Annotated in this window: 17 protein-coding genes and 1 pseudogene; 3 read left to right on the top strand and 15 right to left on the bottom strand. The window is 37.8% G+C overall.

Annotated features, from left to right (window positions below):
• Positions 1–11: 11 nt before the first annotated feature.
• From EHR_RS08320 to EHR_RS08305, 4 genes are all read right to left on the bottom strand, one after another.
• A complete protein-coding gene (locus EHR_RS08320) occupies positions 12–983 on the bottom strand; it encodes a PhoH family protein (RefSeq protein ID WP_010718528.1) in 972 nt (323 codons plus the stop codon).
• 461 nt (positions 984–1,444) lie between these two features.
• A complete protein-coding gene (locus EHR_RS08315) occupies positions 1,445–1,891 on the bottom strand; it encodes a GatB/YqeY domain-containing protein (RefSeq protein WP_010718529.1) in 447 nt (148 codons plus the stop codon).
• Positions 1,892–1,917: 26 nt separating this feature from the next.
• On the bottom strand, positions 1,918–2,115 hold the full coding sequence (gene rpsU / locus EHR_RS08310; RefSeq protein ID WP_010718530.1) for a 30S ribosomal protein S21: 198 nt from the start codon (positions 2,113–2,115) through the stop codon (positions 1,918–1,920).
• A gap of 165 nt (positions 2,116–2,280) precedes the next feature.
• A complete protein-coding gene (locus tag EHR_RS08305) occupies positions 2,281–2,709 on the bottom strand; it encodes a Fur family transcriptional regulator (protein ID WP_010718531.1) in 429 nt (142 codons plus the stop codon).
• A 92-nt stretch (positions 2,710–2,801) separates the two neighbouring features.
• Between EHR_RS08305 and EHR_RS08300 the strand changes: the two genes are divergently transcribed.
• A complete protein-coding gene (locus EHR_RS08300) occupies positions 2,802–3,659 on the top strand; it encodes a pyruvate, water dikinase regulatory protein (protein ID WP_010718532.1) in 858 nt (285 codons plus the stop codon).
• A 149-nt stretch (positions 3,660–3,808) separates the two neighbouring features.
• Here EHR_RS08300 and EHR_RS08295 read toward each other — a convergent pair whose 3' ends face one another.
• The 7 genes from EHR_RS08295 to EHR_RS08265 form a co-directional block, all read right to left on the bottom strand.
• Positions 3,809–4,102: an ArsR/SmtB family transcription factor gene (locus EHR_RS08295; RefSeq protein ID WP_010718533.1), complete on the bottom strand. Its 294-nt coding sequence runs from the start codon at positions 4,100–4,102 to the stop codon at positions 3,809–3,811.
• 67 nt (positions 4,103–4,169) lie between these two features.
• Positions 4,170–5,897 carry a phospho-sugar mutase gene (locus tag EHR_RS08290; protein ID WP_010737954.1) on the bottom strand — a complete coding sequence of 576 codons (1,728 nt, stop codon included), beginning with the start codon at positions 5,895–5,897 and terminating at the stop codon, positions 4,170–4,172.
• Positions 5,898–6,239: 342 nt separating this feature from the next.
• The gene (locus EHR_RS08285) at positions 6,240–6,668 is read right to left on the bottom strand and encodes a hypothetical protein (protein WP_014834525.1); all 429 of its coding nucleotides are present in this window, start codon (positions 6,666–6,668) and stop codon (positions 6,240–6,242) included.
• A gap of 23 nt (positions 6,669–6,691) precedes the next feature.
• Entirely contained in the window at positions 6,692–6,901 is a 210-nt protein-coding gene (locus EHR_RS08280) for a hypothetical protein (RefSeq protein ID WP_014834524.1), read from the bottom strand.
• A gap of 469 nt (positions 6,902–7,370) precedes the next feature.
• Positions 7,371–8,300, bottom strand: coding sequence for a thioredoxin-disulfide reductase (gene trxB, locus EHR_RS08275; RefSeq protein ID WP_010737956.1), 930 nt, complete (start codon positions 8,298–8,300; stop codon positions 7,371–7,373).
• 145 nt (positions 8,301–8,445) lie between these two features.
• The gene (locus EHR_RS08270) at positions 8,446–9,879 is read right to left on the bottom strand and encodes a 6-phospho-beta-glucosidase (RefSeq protein WP_010737957.1); all 1,434 of its coding nucleotides are present in this window, start codon (positions 9,877–9,879) and stop codon (positions 8,446–8,448) included.
• A gap of 13 nt (positions 9,880–9,892) precedes the next feature.
• The gene (locus tag EHR_RS08265) at positions 9,893–11,287 is read right to left on the bottom strand and encodes a 6-phospho-beta-glucosidase (protein ID WP_010737958.1); all 1,395 of its coding nucleotides are present in this window, start codon (positions 11,285–11,287) and stop codon (positions 9,893–9,895) included.
• Positions 11,288–11,512: 225 nt separating this feature from the next.
• Between EHR_RS08265 and EHR_RS08260 the strand changes: the two genes are divergently transcribed.
• Positions 11,513–12,397, top strand: coding sequence for a MurR/RpiR family transcriptional regulator (locus tag EHR_RS08260; RefSeq protein WP_042969934.1), 885 nt, complete (start codon positions 11,513–11,515; stop codon positions 12,395–12,397).
• A 219-nt stretch (positions 12,398–12,616) separates the two neighbouring features.
• Here the strand turns inward: EHR_RS08260 and EHR_RS08255 are convergent.
• The 3 genes and pseudogenes from EHR_RS08255 to EHR_RS08245 form a co-directional block, all read right to left on the bottom strand.
• A pseudogene (locus EHR_RS08255) lies at positions 12,617–14,038 on the bottom strand (ABC transporter ATP-binding protein); the annotation flags it as partial.
• The gene (locus tag EHR_RS08250; protein ID WP_010737961.1) at positions 14,028–15,788 is read right to left on the bottom strand and encodes an ABC transporter ATP-binding protein; all 1,761 of its coding nucleotides are present in this window, start codon (positions 15,786–15,788) and stop codon (positions 14,028–14,030) included. The gene EHR_RS08250 and the pseudogene EHR_RS08255, both read right to left, overlap by 11 nt.
• Positions 15,789–15,931: 143 nt before the next feature.
• Positions 15,932–16,186: a YneF family protein gene (locus EHR_RS08245; protein WP_014834522.1), complete on the bottom strand. Its 255-nt coding sequence runs from the start codon at positions 16,184–16,186 to the stop codon at positions 15,932–15,934.
• 238 nt (positions 16,187–16,424) lie between these two features.
• Between EHR_RS08245 and EHR_RS08240 the strand changes: the two genes are divergently transcribed.
• Entirely contained in the window at positions 16,425–18,002 is a 1,578-nt protein-coding gene (locus tag EHR_RS08240; protein ID WP_010718543.1) for an Nramp family divalent metal transporter, read from the top strand.
• Between the two features lie 245 nt (positions 18,003–18,247).
• On the opposite strand, the gene EHR_RS08235 is transcribed toward EHR_RS08240, so the two are convergent.
• Positions 18,248–19,147 (bottom strand): deoxyribonuclease IV, encoded by a 900-nt coding sequence (locus tag EHR_RS08235; protein ID WP_010737962.1) that lies wholly within the window; start codon positions 19,145–19,147, stop codon positions 18,248–18,250.
• Between the last annotated feature and the right edge of the window lie 86 nt (positions 19,148–19,233).

The raw sequence follows: 19,233 nt of genomic DNA, 5'->3' as shown, positions 1-19,233 counted from the left end.
CCCCCTAAGCCTTACTCTTGATGAAGATCTGCCTTTTCATAAGCTTTGATGATTTCGGCTACAACAGGATGACGAACGACGTCACTTGCTTCAAAATTGACAAAAGCAATTTTTTTGATTTGTTTCAATGTACGTTCTGCATGGATCAAACCACTCATCGTCCCTTTAGGTAAGTCAATCTGACTTGTATCGCCGTTTACGATCATTTTTGATTGATACCCCAAACGAGTCAAGAACATTTTCATCTGTGCCACTGTTGTATTTTGAGCTTCATCTAGTATTACAAAAGCATCGTCAAGTGTTCGCCCACGCATATAAGCTAATGGCGCAATTTCGATGATCCCACGCTCCATCAAACGATTGGTATGATCTAAACCAAATATTTGATACAGTGCATCATACACTGGACGTAAATAAGGATCAACCTTTTCTTTCAGATCACCCGGTAAGAAACCAAGATTTTCTCCTGCTTCCACCGCTGGACGAGTCAAAATGATTTTTTGGACTTCGCCTTTTTTCAACGCAGCAATTGCTAAAACGACAGCTAGAAATGTTTTACCTGTTCCAGCAGGACCGACACCAAATACGATGTCATGTTTAGCAACGGCCTCGACATATTGTTTTTGTCCACTATTTTTCACTCGAATCGGTTTACCATTGCGGTCTTTGACGATTTCTTCTTCATACATTTCAATGAAGTAATCCAATGTCCCTTTTTGCCCCATTTTTAAGGCAGTAACAACATCAGGTGTACTGACATGTATCCCCCGCTTGATCAATTCTTGTAAGGTACGTATCACCGATTGTGCTAACGAAAGCCCCGGCTCTTCTCCAATAATCTGGATCATTTCGCCTCTCGTATGAATCGTTGTTTCAGTCATTTCTTCAATTAATTTTACATGTTTGTCATGCGAGCCTAACAACATACTGATATCGTCAGCAGCTGTTAATCTAATTTCTAAAGAACTGGATGCTTCTGTCAAAAATAGACATCTCCTTTACTTCAATTCATTCCTTCCTATTTTACCATATTCGTAAAAAACTATATAGCAAATAAAAAAGGTTGTCTCACTCCTTATTCGTTTCATTCATTTTAACCTAAAATTACTTTGCTGAACTTCCATGATTTACTTTATGTTATTCCATGATTGAGAGATTCCTGCCTATCAATAAACAGCTTTTACTTAATAGATAAGGCAAAGAACCAATCTAACCAAGCCTAGATCTATCGAGTGAGGAAGAGAGATAAAAGAAGGATATGTATGATTGCATGGGGAACAAGGCGTACCGATTGATGTTGCCTTGGCGCTCACCTTGAGGAAATTGGGACATGCATGAAAAAAAATCTAAAAAAAATAAGTCTGATTTTGACGTTGTGGATCAAAATCAGGCTTATTTTCTTTTTAAGAGAGGGCGGTTGTCCCAAACTCTTTAAATGATAAGTTTAAGATTGTAATAGCTCTTTCACAATCGCATTCACTTGGTTCCCATCTGCTTTTCCTTTGACTTTCGGCATGATCGCACCCATGACTTTGCCAAATTCTTTGACAGAAGAAGCTCCAGTTTGTGTAATCGCTTCTTGAACAAGTTGACGAATATCATCCTCAGAAAGTTGTTCTGGCATGTATTTTTCAACAATTACTATTTCACTTTTCACTTTTTCAGCTAAATCGTCACGTCCAGCTTCTTCGAACTCATGTAAAGAATCACGCCGTTGTTTCATTTCACGAGACAACACTGTTAATTCTTCATCTTCAGTCAAGTCGTGACCTTCTTTGATTTGCTCGTTTTGAATGGATGACTTAATCATACGTATGACTTGTAAAGATTCTTTATCTTTTGCTTTCATCGCTGTTTTCATGTCATCGTTCAATCTACTTAGTAGTGACACACTACCAACTCCAATTCATAAAGGAACTAGTTTTTTTGCGTTTTTTTGCGTTTTTTCGCTGCTTTTCTAGCTGCTTCAGATTTTTTCTTACGTTTTACGCTTGGTTTTTCGTAGAATTCACGTTTACGAGATTCTTGTAAAGTACCCGCTTTTGACACGGAACGTTTGAAGCGACGAAGAGCATCGTCAATTGATTCGTTTTTACGAATGACTGTTTTTGACATGTTAATTCCCTCCCTCCGAGCTTAAAAAGTAACCGTAATTGTTATTGAAATTATAATCCAAAAAACAAGACTGTTCTATAAAACATTATATCTAATGCTGATTTGACCGTCAAGGGAATCTTTGGATTTTTTAAAATAATGATATGTTATTTTATTATAAAACAACTACTGACAGTTTTCACATCGACCGAAAATTTCAAACCGATGCCCTTCGATCGTACAACCTGATAATTGATTTTCAAAATAGTCCATTGGACACATATGGATTTCTTTTGTCATCCCACAAACGGTACAAATAAAATGATGATGGTGACCGATCTCTCCCTGGCAACAATGAAAGCGAAACTTCATTTCGCCATTCAAATCGGTTTCTTCTAATAAGTCTAACTCAGAGAAATCATGGAGATTACGATAAATGGTATCATAACTCACTCCTTTAAATTCCTCATTCATAAAATCAAATACTTCTTTTGCTGACACATAACGATTTCTTTTGACCAAATAAGTCAATAATGCTTCTCGCTTTTTCGTGTATTTAAATCCGTTATTTTTCAAAATTTCTAACGATTGTTCGATTAATGTTTGGTTTTTCAAGTCTTTCCCTCCAAATCAAAATGATTACGAAGTACATATTCCACAGTATGGTATACTAAAGATAAAAAAAATGCAAGTGAGGTTTTTTATTTATGGCTTTTGATTCTACTGAGATCGTTACTTTTTTTGTCATTTCTGATTCAGCTGGTGAAACAGCAACAAAACTCGCACAGGCAACCATGGCACAATATCCTACAGTTGAATTTAATTTATTTCGTCGAACGTTTGTCACTGACCAAGACACCCTCGAACAAGCCTTACAAGATGCGTTAGCAGAAAAAGCGTTAGTACTTCATACCTTGATCAACCAAGAGCTGATTGATTATACCCGAAGTTTTTGCGAAGAAAACAACTTATTTAGTTTTGACGTGATGACTCCACCGATCGAAGAAATCCAACGATTAACAGGAATTCAACCCACTCGTCAACCTGGAGCCCTACATTTATTGAATGAAAATTATTTTAAACGAATCAAGGCAATGGAATTTGCTGTAAAATACGATGATGGGAAAGATCCAAGAGGTTTCTTAGAAGCAGACGTGGTGTTGCTAGGAGTTTCCAGAACGTCAAAGACACCGTTAAGTCTTTTTTTAGCGAATAAAAACTTAAAAGTGGCGAATCTCCCACTCATTCCTCAAGCCCATATCCCAAAACAACTTTGGGAGATCGATCCTAAAAAAATTGTTGGTTTAACCAATAATCCCGATATTTTAAATAATATTCGAAAAGAACGGATGCGTTCCTATGGATTAAATCCTGATACGGCTTATTCTGATATCGAAAAAATACGAGCAGAATTAGATTTTGCTAATGATTTGTATGAAAAATTAGGTTGCGTTGTGATCAATGTTGCTTCTCTCTCAATTGAAGAAACGGCTTCGTTGATCCTAAATGCCTTAGATTTAGAGGACCACAGTTATTATGGCACGGATACTTCAGGAGAAAAATAAAGAACAAATAATTGTATCCAGTAAGCAGCTATAACAAACAACCAGAACCAAACGCATAACTAGTTGAAAAAAAGCCAGCTGAAACGTGTCTGCTGGCTTTTTTTCAGTATAATCTATTTACATTCCCTTAGAAATGCCTCATTCTTATTTTACTGATGTTCCACATGTTTCAAGGTTTGTTCCAAGATATCCAACACGTGAAAATCATCTAAACTATACAATATTGCTTTGCCTTCACGATGCGATTTTACCACATGGTTTTCCCTTAATAAACGTAGTTGGTGGGAAACAGCGGATTGTTCCATTTCCACCGCTTGGCTGATGGCCGTCACATTTTGTTCTCCATCTTTTAAATACATCAATATTTTCAATCGGGTAGGATCACTTAAGACTTTAAATAATTGACTCACTTTTTCTATTTCGCTTTTTGGTGTGTCTGTCAACCGATTCACCTCCATAAAAAAGACTGACTTCTAAAGTTTACCACTTTTTCCATCAGTCTCAATTATTTTATTCTTCTGTCATTGATTTGATGATTGCTTCATAGGTATCGATCTTTTCTTGTGCCTCTTGTGCGGAATTGCCTTTTACACCGATATAGAATTTGATTTTTGGCTCTGTTCCTGAAGGACGGATCGCTACCCAACCATGTTCTTCTAATACATATTTTAATACGTCAGATGGAGGTGTCGTTAATTTTTCCACTCGTCCAGCTGAATCTGTTTTCGTTAATTCTTTGAAATCTTCTGTTTGAAGAACTTTTGCTCCAGCAAATTCTGATGGGGCATGGTCACGGAATTTCTTCATCAAAGCAGCGATTTTGGCTGAACCTTCTTGACCACTCATCGTGACTGAGATTGTTTTTTCAGCAAAATAACCATATTTTTCAAAAATCATTTGTAAGCCGTCATAAAGTGTCTTCCCTTGTTTTTTATAAAAAGCAGCCACTTCGGCTAACAATAAGAGTGCTTGGATTGCATCTTTATCACGTACAAATGGTTTGACCAAGTAACCATAGCTTTCTTCAAAACCAAACATAAATGTATGAGAATGATCTTTTTCAAATTGATGGATTTTTTCTGCAATAAATTTAAAGCCTGTTAAGACATTGATCATCGTAGCGCCATAGCTTTCAGCGATGGCTGCAGGAAGTTCACTTGATACGATTGACTTAAGTACGGCTGCATTTTCAGGTAAAGTCCCTCGTGATTGATGTGCTTCTAAAATATATTGAATCATTAACGCACCGATTTGATTACCGGTCAAAACTTTATAAGAGCCATCAGGTTGGCGAACTGCTGCTCCTAAGCGATCCGCATCAGGATCAGTTGCAATCAATAAATCAGCGCCTTCTTTTTCACCTAAACGAATCGCATACTCAAATGCTGAATGTTCTTCAGGGTTTGGTGATTGAACCGTTGTAAAGTCAGGATCAGCTACAGCTTGTTCAGGTACAAGCATAAATTGTTCGAAACCAGCTTGTTGTAATGCTCTTTCTCCTAGCATTTTTCCTGTACCATGAAGGGGTGTAAACACCAATTTTAAGTCTTTCCCCATTGTTTGGACTAATTCTTGATCAATCGTGACTGCTTTGATTTCTTCCAAATATGCTTTATCGACTTCTTCACCAATGATCGTAATCAATCCACTAGTTTCTACTTCGTCATCAGCTAAAACAGCGACTTTTAAAGGATTACTTACTTCACGTACATATTTTGTCAATGCATCCGCATCAGCGGGTGGCATTTGTCCGCCATCTTCTCCATAAACTTTATAGCCATTGTAAGCTGCTGGGTTATGAGAAGCTGTCACCATGATTCCCGCAAACGTATTCAAATGACGAACAGCGAAAGAAAGTTCAGGTGTTGGACGTAGACTCTCAAAGACAAAAGAAGGAATATCGTGTTGTGCCAAAGTCTTCGCTGCTTCCATCGCAAATTCAGGCGATTGATGGCGTGAATCATAAGCAATCGCTACGCCGCGACGTTTTGTTTCTTCTCCTTGTGTATCCATAAAACGTGCCAGCCCTTCTGTTGCTTGTCTGACCGTATAAATATTCATTCGATTGATCCCAGGACCTAAAATTCCCCGCATTCCTGCTGTTCCAAATTCTAAAGGAGCATAAAAAGCATCTTCCAGCTTTTCAGGGTCCTGACTAAGATCAGTTAATTGTTTTTTTAAATTTTCTTCTAAATTTTCTTCATTGGCCCATTGTTGGTATACTTGTTCCCAAGACATGAAGCGAACACCTCTTTCTAAAATATCTACCTCTTTCAGTATAGCATTCTCTTTTTAGATAGAAAAGTCAGAAGAAAAAATAAGCGCAGATAGGATCTTCTTTTCTTTCACCAAGATCAAGATTATTCCTACTGTTCTTACAATATCAAACAAGATTTTTCTTGTTTTTGAAATTGCACTGAACCGTTACGATTATCTGGTTGAGTTTTTTTATTTTTTAGAATATCAAATAATTTTCTTTTTTATTTGTTTGCTCTTCTTTCTTTTGCAAAGTTCCAAGATTATTCCAACTCTTCGGCTGGTATGTTTGCCAAACTTCTGGTTCCTGTTCCCAAGGTGCTTTTACTTTTTTCCTTGAGAGATAAAAGTAACTTTTCCACGTAATTTTTCCCAATTGCGGTAAATATAACGTAGTTCGCTAGAGGTCGTAGACTTTCTTCCCTTAATATCATCTAGATTTTTTTCGTCTAGGACAAGTTCAATATCTATTTCATCTAAGCAATAGTAAAGTTCCATATCTTGCTTTTCCATCGCTATATCCAAACCAATTTTACAGCCTCTATTCACGTGCAAAGAATGGTCATGATAAGCTTTATTCTTAAGTACATCTTGATAGATTGTTTTTAATTCATTTTTCTGATTCATTTGAGTACCACGAAAATAATTTCCCCATAATGGCCAGTGTTTCTTGCCTTCATCCACATAATTAAACCATTCTTTGGAAAATTTTGAAAAAGATTCTTCAGAACACCAGATACTATCCTCTTTCACATTTAATTTATCCTCTTCTCTATTTAATATACTCCTAATTTCGTTATTGTACTCATCAATAAAAATGGGAACATGATTTTTTTTGCTTCCTTTTCTGCTTGTTCTAAATTGCCTGGTTTTTCTTCCGCTAGATCTATCGCCTGACTTAGATTAAATATAGAGTACCCCAGACTTTTCGCATATGCCTTCCGCGCTGTAGCTAAGCCATAAATAAAAATAGTTTCTTTTGTCACATTTTCCTCTCCTTTTCATTTATTTCTGATAACGATAGTCATTTTCTGGAAAGTCATTTACGTGTACAACGATCCATTTCTATCGTTTGAATATGTGTCTCTTTTCTTTGATTGGAAGTGGCTAGCTTTTTATGTAGTTTACGAGTAGCCTCTATTCCCATAGTCCTTGCATCACCGAGTACTCTTTTTTCATTGTCCTTCTTCTTTCCCTATTTCCATCAAAATGCCTGTTCATTGTATCACGTGTTAATTTCACTCGGATGGCAAAAAATCCTGTTTTCAAAAAAAATAGTTCTCTCTTAATGATTGAAGTGCCAGTAACAAGCGATCGTGTCTAAAAATAACTCCTATTTTCCATGAATAAATTCTGTCCACAAAAAAGCTGAGGACAATGTTTGTCCTCAGCTCTTTAGTAGTATAAAAATGAATAATATTCAAACAGCCCTTCTAACGACCTCTTTTGATCACTTTACGCTTGTGTTGTTTCTTCTAATGCTTCTAAATATTTATAAACTTGTTGACCAGCAATGCCTCCATCGCCGACTGCTGTCGTGATTTGTCGTAAATCTTTTTCACGAACATCCCCAATAGCGAACACACCAGGCATAGTCGTACGCATGTCTTGATCTGTTGGAATCCAACCAGCTGCATTAGTTAAACCAGCTTTTTTAAATGGTTCAGTCAATGGATCTAAGCCCACATAAATAAACACGCCATCTGCTGCTAAATCAACGGTTTCATTCGTTTTCACATTATGCGCTTTAACCCCAGTGACCACCATGTCATTACCAACGATTTCATCTGTGACAGTGTCCCAGACAAATGAAATCTTTTCGTTAGCGAATGCGCGATCTTGGATGATTTTTTGCGCACGTAATTCGTCTCTTCGATGAACGATCACGACTTCAGAAGCAAATTGCGTTAGGTAGATGGCTTCTTCTACCGCAGAATCGCCACCGCCGATCACGACTAAGCGTTTGTTTCGGAAAAAAGCACCGTCACATACTGCACAATAGGAAACACCTCGTCCAGCGTATTCTTCTTCTCCAGGAACACCTAACTTACGATGGATACAACCCGTTGCGATAATCACTGTTTTGGCTTCATAAGATTGATCTTCACAGATCACTTCTTTGTAATTTCCATGGTCTTTGATGTCTTGCACAATTCCATAGACATTTTCTGTTCCAAATTTAGTGACACCTTCATACATTTTATATGCAAGGTCAGGTCCCATGATGGAATCAAATCCAGGGTAATTTTCAACTTCAGCGGTGTTATTCATTTGTCCACCCGGTGCGCCTTGTTCAATCATAGCAACTGAAAGATTTGAACGTGACGCATATAACGCAGCAGTCATTCCAGCAGGTCCAGCACCAATCACGATAACATCATACATATGTACATTCCTCCATTATAAAAATCAAGTAAGCTTACTTTACAGCCTATAGAAAAAAAGTCTATTGTTCTGCTTACTCTTTCCTCGAATAGATTTATTATACTCGAAAAATTAGTTTAAAAACAATAGACTTTTATTTAATTCACTATTCGTTACTTAAATCTTCTCCATTTGTTGCAATGACTTTTTTATACCAGTTGAACGATTTTTTCTTCGAGCGTTCCAATGTCCCATTTCCTTCGTTGTCACGGTCAACGTAGATGAACCCATAGCGTTTCTTCATTTCGCCAGTCCCAGCAGAGACAAGATCGATACAGCCCCAAGTCGTGTAGCCTAGGAGATCCACACCATCGAGCTCAACCGCATCTTTCATTGCTTGGATATGTTGTGCTAAATAATCGATCCGATAGTCGTCTTCTACATAGCCATTTTCATCTGGTGTATCAATGGCACCTAACCCATTTTCGACGATGAACAATGGTTTTTGGTAACGATCATAAAGATCATTCATCGTGATACGTAACCCCAATGGATCAATTTGCCAGCCCCATTCACTGGCTGAAAGATAAGGATTTTTAGCCGATTCAAAAATATTACCGGCCGTTTGCTCTAATACTTTTGAATCAGTAGTAGCTACCCGGGAAGAGTAATAGGAGAATGAAATAAAATCAACGGTATGTTCTTTTAATATTTCTAAGTCAGTTGGTTCCATCTCGATTTTGATTCCATTACGTGCCATTTCTTTTAAGGCATAGGCTGGATAACTTCCCCTTGACTGGACATCAATAAAGAAATAGTTTTCCCGGTCCGCCTTTCTTGAAGCCCAGACATCTTCAGGTTTACAAGTGTAAGGATAAATTGCGCCGGCTGCTAACATACAGCCAACTTTATTTTCTGGATCCACTTCATGAGCGATCTTTGTAGCGATTGCACTAGCAACTAATTCATGATGGGCTGCCTGGTATTTGATTTGTTCCACATCGTCCCCTTCTTCAAAATACAATCCAGCGCCCATAAATGGAGCATGTAAAATCATATTGATTTCGTTGAAGGTCAACCAGTATTTCACTAATCCTTTGTAACGATTAAAAATGACATGGCAAAGTCTTTCATAAAACTCTATCAACTTTCGAGAACGCCAAGCACCATATTCTTTGACTAAATGCATCGGACAATCAAAATGAGTGATTGTCACTAACGGTTCGATTCCATATTTTTGACATTCTTTAAAGACATCTTCATAGAACTTCAACCCTTCTTCATTTGGTTCCTTTTCATCACCTTTTGGAAAAATACGACTCCACCCAATGGATAAGCGATAGGTTTTAAATCCCATTTCCGCAAAAAGTGCAATATCCTCTTTGTAACGATGGTACATATCAATGGCTGTTTTTGCTGGATAAAAATGTTCCTCATCAAAGTCAAACATTTTTTGTTTACCAGTGATCACTGAAAAACGATCTTTACCAATCGGAACAACATCAACATTAGCTAAACCACGTCCACCTTCAGCGTAGCCTCCTTCACATTGATTGGCAGCCGTTGCGCCACCCCATAAAAAGTCTTTCCTAAATGCCATCCTACTTCCTCCATTATTGTTTTTGATAAGTTTTTGTCAGGTTGTTTGCTATTTCATCTTGTACTTCGATCCCCTCTTCTTTTAAGCGGTGGATCGTTTCCTTAAATTGTGGCAAATACGCTTCGTGAGCAACAAACAATTCATCCATGATCCGTTTCGCTGTTTCACCCGAACGTACTAAGGGATTGATCGTAAATGCTTGAAGCGCTGTGCCATAATCACCCGTCACTGCCGCTTCGATCGTCAATAATTCCATATTTTTCATGACTTGAAGCCAGCCACGTTCAGCTGGTGGCAAAGAACCGAAAGCAACGTTACGTGCCCCTTGTGCCCCGACATACGCTGTGACCTCCACGACACAATCAGCAGGCAGATCAGGAACAGCGCCGTCATTTTTTGTTGAAACAACGATTTGGGTTTCTTTATTGGCATAGATCGAAGCGATCGTTTCACAGGCAGCATCTGAATAATAAGCACCCCCACGTTGTTGTAACTGTTCTGGTTTATGGTCTAGTTCTGGGTCCTGATACAACTCAAATAATTCTGCTTCCGTTTTTTTAACTTGTTCTGCTCTTGTACCAATTGTTTGATATTCTTCTAAAGCATGGTTCAACATTTCTTCTTCACGATAATAATAGCGATGGTAGCCACAAGGAATCATTTGCATTTGTTGTAATTGTTCCTTGAAAAACGGCACATCGAATATATTTTTTGGTAAGCCATTATTTTCAGCATAAAGTCGGTCGATTAGCTCATTCGTTCGATCGTTTCCATGTGAATCTGCTACTTTATGCCAATGAAAGTGATTGAGTCCAGCAAATTTATAAATCAAGTCTTCTTTTGTTTCTCCCAGCATTTCTGGCTCTGTCATCATTGCCATAACTGGTACATTACAAAGCCCAATTACCTTTTCCCATTTTCCGTAGCGAACGACAGCTTCTGTAACCATTCCACTAGGATTGGCAAAATTGATCAGCCAAGCATCGGGACATAGTCTTTTCATATCTTCTACGATTGAAAGAATGACCGGAATGGTACGAAACGCTTTGAACATCCCGCCAGCTCCATTGGTTTCTTGTCCAAGCATGCCATAATATGCAGGGATTCGTTCATCTTTCACTCTGGCATCTAATTGACCTACCCGAAACTGAGTTGTTACAAAATCAGCATCCCGCAGTGCTTCTTCTCGATCCAACGTCGCATAGATCTTAACATCATAAGGCGAAGCATCCCACATTCGTTGAGACATTTCACTGACGATTCTTAGTTTTTCTTGACCCTCTGCTACATCCACTAACCAGATTTCTTTAATCGGTAATTCTTCATATCGTTTAATAAACCCTTCCATCAATTCAGGGGTATAGCTACTTCCGCCACCAATTGTTGCAATCTTCACTTTTCGTTCCATGAGCTTCCTCCTTTTTTGTTTTTACAACTATATTATGTTTTTTGTAAACGAAAACAACAAGTTAACTTTATTCTTTTGCATTTCCATTTACAAAAATTCATTATATAGCCGATTATTTTGTGAAAATCTTGTATAAGAACAACGAACGATTGACGAATCAACAAATAGCGCTTACAATATTTTTACACAAAAAATTAAAAACATGTAAAAGAGGATCGTCATGCTATTAAAAGAAAAACTAAAAAAATTGCTTTTTCTCCCGCAGAAACAGAAGTGATCCATTTTATTCAAAGCCATGAACATCAACTCAAAGAAGCAACAATTCAACAAATTGCGAAGGCATGTTATGTCCATCCTTCTACGTTGATTCGGATTGCCAAAAAGGCTGGGTTCAACGGTTGGGTCCACTTTAAGGAAGCTTTTTTGGCGGAAAACGAGTATTTGGAAGGAAATTTTCAAGAAGTTGATGCCAACCTCCCCTTTCTAGAAAACGATGGAATCATGTCTATTGCGAACAAAGTCGCTGCACTGGAACGAATGACGATTGAAGACACACTCTCATTGCTTCACCACGATGACTTACAACGAGCAAAACAGCTTTTATTGAAAGCAAAAAAAATCGTCCTTTTTTCTAGTAATTCGAATACTTTGATCTCGCAGGCTTTTATGTTGAAAATGAAGCGAATCAAACGAGACGTAACGATCGTGACGACTTCAGGCGAATCCTACTATGAAGCCTACAACTGTACGCCTGATACTTGTGCCATCTTAATTTCTTATACCGGCGAAAATAAAATGATGTTACGAACAGCCAAGATTTTGCAAGAAATCAATGTGCCGATTTTAACATTGACGAGTATTGGTGATTCCACTCTTTCTACTTTCAGCTCAGCAATCCTTCGTATCACTACCAGAGAACGATTGTATTCCAAAATCAGTAATTTTACGATCAATACTTCAATTTGTTACTTACTAGACGTACTATACAGCTGTATCTTTGCAGAGGAATATCAAAAAAACCTCAACCATTTAATCAAAATCGGACAAAAAGTAGACGATCGCCCAATCAGCTCCTCTATTATGGAAGAGCCTCCTGCAATTAAGGAATAAATTATCTTATCTCACACTTTTTAGCTTCTTATTCATTTCCTCTTTTCACCATCTAGCTTGTATAAGTTAGTCGGAAAAGAAAAACCTAAAAAAGTTATCCACGACGACATGGATATTTTTTAGGTTTTATTTGCTTAAATTTCATGTTGTGTTTCGTGGCTTTTAGCAGTTTTATTGGTGTTAACTGGTAATTGCTTATCAGCGCCTTCTAGCCCACTTAATAAAGCGATCGGCTTGGACAAATTCAGCCGCTGCACGTATCTGTTCATCTGTGATCGCTGGGTCCATCATACGTATATTTCCTGCAATATCCCCATAGAATAGAAAAGCATCTTGGAGAACTAACCCCATTTTTTTACGAAGTTCAGCAATCGGATACTCCCGAATATCACACCCGTCAATTAAAATCTGCCCTTCATAAAATTCATAAAAACGCATCAATACATTGATGATCGAACTTTTCCCACTGCCAGTATGACCGACTAATGCGACAGTTTCACCAGGATTGGCAACAAAAGAAATGTTGTTCAACACCTTATTTTTCCCATCATAGGAAAAGCTGACATTACGAAATTCGATTTTCCCTTCAGTGATGGTTTTGTTTGCTCCTTCATGTTGCTGTGGTGCGTATTCTTCTGTGTCCATGATTTTTAAGATTCTGCTACCAGCGACGATTCCGTCAGTGAATATACTTAAGAAATCCATCATTTGAGACATCGGGTTGAAGAATCCTTGGACATATGTGGTGAAAGCATAGATCAGTCCAACTTCCACTGGTGATTTTAAGGCATCTAAACCAAAAAGCGTCAGTGCCCAAGCAATGGCTAATGCATATAAAAAGCTGATAATCGGGCTCAATAACAGCGAATTGGTTTTGATCATAGCGTATCGTGTATTGAGATAATCCGTATTGACCGCTTCAAATTCGTTTGCTAACCGTTTTTCCTGCCGGAATTGCTGGATGATCCGCATCCCTGAAATGGATTCATTTAATTTAGTATTCAACTGACTTAACTTTTCTCGCATATTACGATAAATCCGAGAACTAAATTTTTGATAATACCAGATCACGACTCCTAGAACAGGTAAAAAAAGCAACAGCCATAAAGCAATGCGTCCGTTGATTTGAAACATTGCAATAAAGGAGGAAACTACTGCGAAAATGCCTGTCAATACCATCAGAAAAACATACCAAAATTCAAAAAGCGTTTCGGTGTCATTCGTGACTCTTGAGACAGTCGAGCCGGCTGGTGTCTGGTCAAAATATCTCATTCCCAATGTATGCAATTTTTCAAATAATTTTATACGGATATATTGATAGGTTTTAAGCGAAGCATTGGAATACAAATACCATTGGAAAAACCAGATGATACTTTTGACGATGACCCCAAATAAATACAAGCCTGCAAAAAATAAAATCACTTGTGTCGTAGCAGATTGTTTGGCTAAATATTCATCCATAAAGGTTTGAATGATTCGAGGTAATAGGACATTGATTACTGACAATCCCAAAGCAAACAGGATGGCAATGATGAAAGTCGCTTTAAAGGGTTTAGCAAAATGCAACAAGCGTTTAATGATTTGCTTTTGCTCTCGCAATGGAATGGATTTTGACCATTCGGATTGATAGTTATCTTCCATCATTTTCTCCCCTTTCAATTTTGGCTTCTAACTGTTGTTTTTCCCACATTTGTTTGTACCAACCACCTAAAGCCAATAGCTCGGCGTGACGGCCACGTTCAACGATCTGTCCTTTGTCAATGACGATGATTTCATCAGCATGCATCACACTGCTTAGTCGATGAGCGGCAATGATCGTGGTTTTACTTTGACGAATTTCTTTTAAATTCCGCAAAATTCTTTCTTTTGTTTTAGCATCCACTGCCGACAACGCATCGTCAAGGATCAATAACTCTGGATTTTGGATCAATGCTCTGGCAATCGAGATCCGCTGTTTTTGTCCACCAGATAAGGAAACACCCCGCTCACCAACTAATGTTTCATACCCCTTCGGTAATTCTTTGATCTCTTGGTTGATTGATGCTAACGACGCAGCAGCTTCCACTTCTTCGTTAGATAACTTAGGATCAGAAAAACGGATATTCTCACGAATCGTCATTGAAAACAAAAAATGATCTTGTGGTACATAGCCAATAGAATTAAAAAGAGCATCTAAGGAATATTCTTTGATCGAACGACCACCAAATTTGATTTGTCCTTGATAGTCATCATATTCACGCATCAGCAACTTCATGATCGTGGTTTTTCCAGCACCAGTTTTACCAACAATTCCTAATGTATCCCCTTCTTTAATTGCAAACTTGATTTGTTCCAAGGCGGGTAATTCTTCTTTGGGATAATGGAATTGCGCGATCTCTACATTTAATTCTCCTTTTGCGGGTGTCTTCACTGCACCAAGTTGTTCGACGATATGGGTCTTCTCATGTAAGAGTTCATTCACTCGGTCATAAGAAGCATTTCCTCTTTCCAGAACATTGAACAACCGACCAATAGCAAACATCGGCCAAACCAACATTCCAATGTAACTGATGAAGGAAACCATTTGTCCAATCGTAATCGTGCCATCTAGCACATATTTACCACCCAAGATGATCGTTAAGACATAAGATAACCCAATGATCAGCGTGATAAACGGATCAAACAAAGCATCTAAAAAGTTGACACGTTTATTCTTGGTGATTGCTTGTTCGATTTTTTCTTGAAAATCTGCCAGATCTTCCTGCTCTTGCCCAAAGGTTTTGATTACTTTAATCCCAGTAATAGTTTCTTGCGTTTTGTCGTTGATACTGGAAAAAGCTTCTTGTGATTCTCGAAAAGCATCATGTAGTTTTGATCCTAATATCCTTGAAGTAACAGCTAATAGCGGCAAAGGGATCAAAGCAAGTAAAGTCAAGCGCCAGTCAATGAAAAGGATCATGGCAATGATTGTGGTTCCCCCAGTAATGACCGAATCAGCAAATGTCAAGATGCCTGCTCCTGCCACATTTTGAATCGCATTTAAATCATTGGTCGCATGTGCCATTAAGTCACCTGTACGATATTTTTGGTAAAACATACTATCCATACGAGTGAAATGGATAAACAAACGCTGACGTAATTCCTTCTCTAACCTCGCTGCACTTCCCCAAATATTCACCCGCCAAATGAAACGAAAGAGATACTGTAAAATGGCAGATCCGATTAATACAGCGATCCAAAAGACGATAAATCGCATGGAGAGATTCTTATCTGCAATCTCATCGATAATGATCCCGATTACTTTAGGCGGAACTAACTGAACCAAGGCAACACATAATAAAGAAAAAACGCCGATCACATAGTGCTTCTTTTCTTGTTTAAAAAACCAACCCAACTTCCTAAAAATAGACATATTTTTCCTCCTTTTTAACTCCCATCAACCTCTTTTTCTCTTGAAAATTTAGTCAGTGTTACTTATTTTTCTCACTAACTACACAACCTTGTTTTTAATCGCTTCCATAAATCCATCTAACAAAAAAAGCGAGCTGAAATCAATCAGCCCGCTATGATTTGTCCAATGAAAACCTTATTTTTCCCTTGGTTTTTCATTTGTTGCATCATCTGACGAATTTTCTTTTCAGATGGTTTTTGCCCCATTGACATCATCATTGATCGTAACATGTCCTCATTAACGGGAGGATTTTTTTCTAAATAATCTTTCATATATTTACGCGCAAAAAAGAATCCACCGATTGCGCCGATTAATAAAGCAATAACTGCGATAAGTACGACTATTCCTGTTTTTACCATATAAATCTCTCCTTTCTATTTCCGAATTGCTCTCAATGACTTATTTTACTAAAGTTTTCCCAAAAAAGAAAGGCGTTTTCTTTAGTTTTGGCTAAAAAGTTTATTTTACTGATTTCCTATAACTTCGCCAAAAAGAAGCTTAACCATATATTTTTTTTAGGCAAACCGAATAAATTGCTTTCAATTTTGTTGATGCAGGTGTAGAATGGTGTCGTGAAGAAAATGAGAGGTGATTTTTTTGAGTAATCAATTCCATAAACAAAAATTGATTGAACACACCAACGGCTTATCTTTAGCTGAAGTGAACGGAACAGTCAAAGTTCCTAAAGGGAAAAGTTTTTTTAAAACATTATTAGCTTATTCAGGTCCTGGCGCACTCGTTGCGGTAGGTTATATGGACCCAGGAAACTGGTCGACTTCTATTACAGGAGGTCAAAACTTTCAATATTTACTGATGTCAGTCATTCTTTTATCCAGCTTAGTCGCTATGCTTTTGCAATATATGGCAGCAAAACTAGGCATCGTTAGTCAAATGGATTTAGCCCAAGCCATCCGAGCCCGTACAAGTAAAACACTTGGTGTGATTTTGTGGGTGTTAACTGAATTGGCAATCATGGCAACCGATATTGCAGAAGTAATTGGGGCCGCCATTGCCCTTTATTTACTTTTTGATATTCCATTAGTAATTGCCGTATTTATTACTGTTTTTGATGTTTTTGTTTTATTGATGTTAACTAAGATTGGCTTTCGTAAAATTGAAGCCATCGTCGTTTGTTTGATCTTTGTCATTTTATTCGTTTTTGTCTACCAAGTGGCTTTGTCAAATCCCGACTGGAAACATTTATTTGCTGGCTTTGTTCCTAATAGCAAAACGTTTGCTGATTCACCGATGATTGGTGGTGAAACACCATTGACAGGTGCATTAGGAATCATTGGCGCAACTGTCATGCCTCATAATTTGTATCTCCATTCTGCAGTCTCACAAACGAGAGAAATCGATCGGAAAGACCCAACCGATATCGCTCGAGCTGTTCGTTTTACAACTTGGGATTCTAATATTCAATTAACTATGGCTTTTTTAGTCAATGCTTTACTTTTGATCATGGGCGTTGCAGTATTTAAAAATGGTTCTGTGCAAGACCCATCATTTTTTGGGCTTTACGAAGCATTGTCTAATCCTTCTGTTATGAGCAATGATGTATTGACCACTGTAGCAAAATCTGGCATTTTATCTACATTATTTGCTGTTGCACTTTTAGCTTCTGGACAAAATTCTACGATTACTGGAACACTGACAGGACAAGTGATCATGGAAGGCTTTATCCACATGCGTATGCCGATTTGGTTACGTCGTTTGGTCACACGTCTCTTGTCTGTCATCCCTGTTTTACTCTGTGTCCTCTTTACCAGCACGAAAGGAACGATCGAAGAACATACTGCTTTGAATCATTTGATGAACGAATCTCAAGTATTTCTTGCATTTGCGCTTCCTTTTTCAATGATTCCATTATTGATGATGACAAATAGTGAAGTAGAGATGGGGAAACAATTTAAAAATAATCTATTCGTTAAATCTTTAGGCTGGATCTCCGTAATCAGTCTGACATTCTTGAATTTACGAGGATTACCCGGACAAATCGAAAGTTTCTTTGGTGATCAAGCAACTACCAATGAATTGATGTGGGCAGACAATGTGGCCTACTTGATTATCTTTGCTGTCTTAGCCTTATTGTGTTGGACGATCGTCGACTTGTATAAAGGGAACAAAAGATACGCAGAACGTTTGCAACAACTAACCGTTCAAGAAAATAACTAATAAAAAGATTAGATGATAAAAAAGTTGTTCCTTAAGTGTCCAACTTTAAAAAATAAGCCAAAGAATCCCGAAATAGTTACTCAGGGAAATTCTTCGGCTTATTTTAATTCGTATAACTACATTCAACAACTTTTATGTCCATTTGTTGAAATGTCTTCGTGAAGCAAACGAATCACGTTTTTTACTACTAATATCATGTAGTTTTTGCACAGATCCTACAATCAAAACTTTAAGGTTTCATTTGTTTATTCATTCACTGCTGCTAATAATTCTGGGAAAGCTTCTGGATCAAAGTGTTTTTCTTTTAACATAGCAATTTCTTTTCCATATGGTGCATAGGCCGTTTTTTTCTCTTTCCCTACATAAGGGGTTTCTAAGATTTTGGCAATATCTGAAAACATCGGTTCATGTACGATTTCTTTCAGTGCATCAAAACCGATCGTCCCGAAACCAATATTAGCATGACGATCCTTATGTGACCCTTGAGGATTCTTCGAGTCATTGATGTGTAACACTTTCAATCGATCCAAGCCGATTACTTTATCAAATTCTGTCATGACACCTGAAAAATCATGACACACGTCATAGCCTGCATCGTTCGTATGACAAGTATCAAATGTCACAGACAATTTTTCATTCAAAGTCACGCCATCAATGATCTGCGCTAATTCTTCAAATGTCCGACCGACTTCCGTCCCTTTACCAGCCATTGTCTCTAAAGCAATTTGTGCAGTCTGTTCTTTCGTCAAAACTTCATTCAATCCTTCAATGATTTTGGCGATACCAGCTTCGGCACCTGCACCGACATGGGCACCTGGATGCAAAGTGATCTGTGTTGCTCCTAAAGCCTCCGCTCGGACGATCTCTTCTCTTAAAAATTGAACCGCAAAAGGAAACATCTCCGGTTTAATCGTATTTCCCAAATTAATAATATAAGGTGCATGAACCACTATATCAGATAATCCATGTTCCTTCATATACGCTTTCCCCGCTTCGATATTCATGTCTTCAATTGCTTTACGTCTAGTATTTTGCGGTGCTCCAGTATAAATCATAAAGGTTGAAGCACCGTAACTTGCAGCTTCTTCTGCTGCCCCTAATAGCATTTTTTTCCCACTCATGCTTACGTGTGACCCTAATAACATAAAATTCTTCCTCTCCATAAAAAGTGAGTCAATGATCGAAATCCTTATCAAGCCATATTCCATTCATTGATAATCACTCTAAATAA

It is taken from the genome of Enterococcus hirae ATCC 9790 (assembly GCF_000271405.2).
GTDB classification, from domain to species: Bacteria; Bacillota; Bacilli; order Lactobacillales; family Enterococcaceae; genus Enterococcus_B; species Enterococcus_B hirae.
The sequence above is the reverse complement of the archived record's forward strand: the minus strand, read 5'-3'. Positions and strand labels throughout refer to the sequence as shown.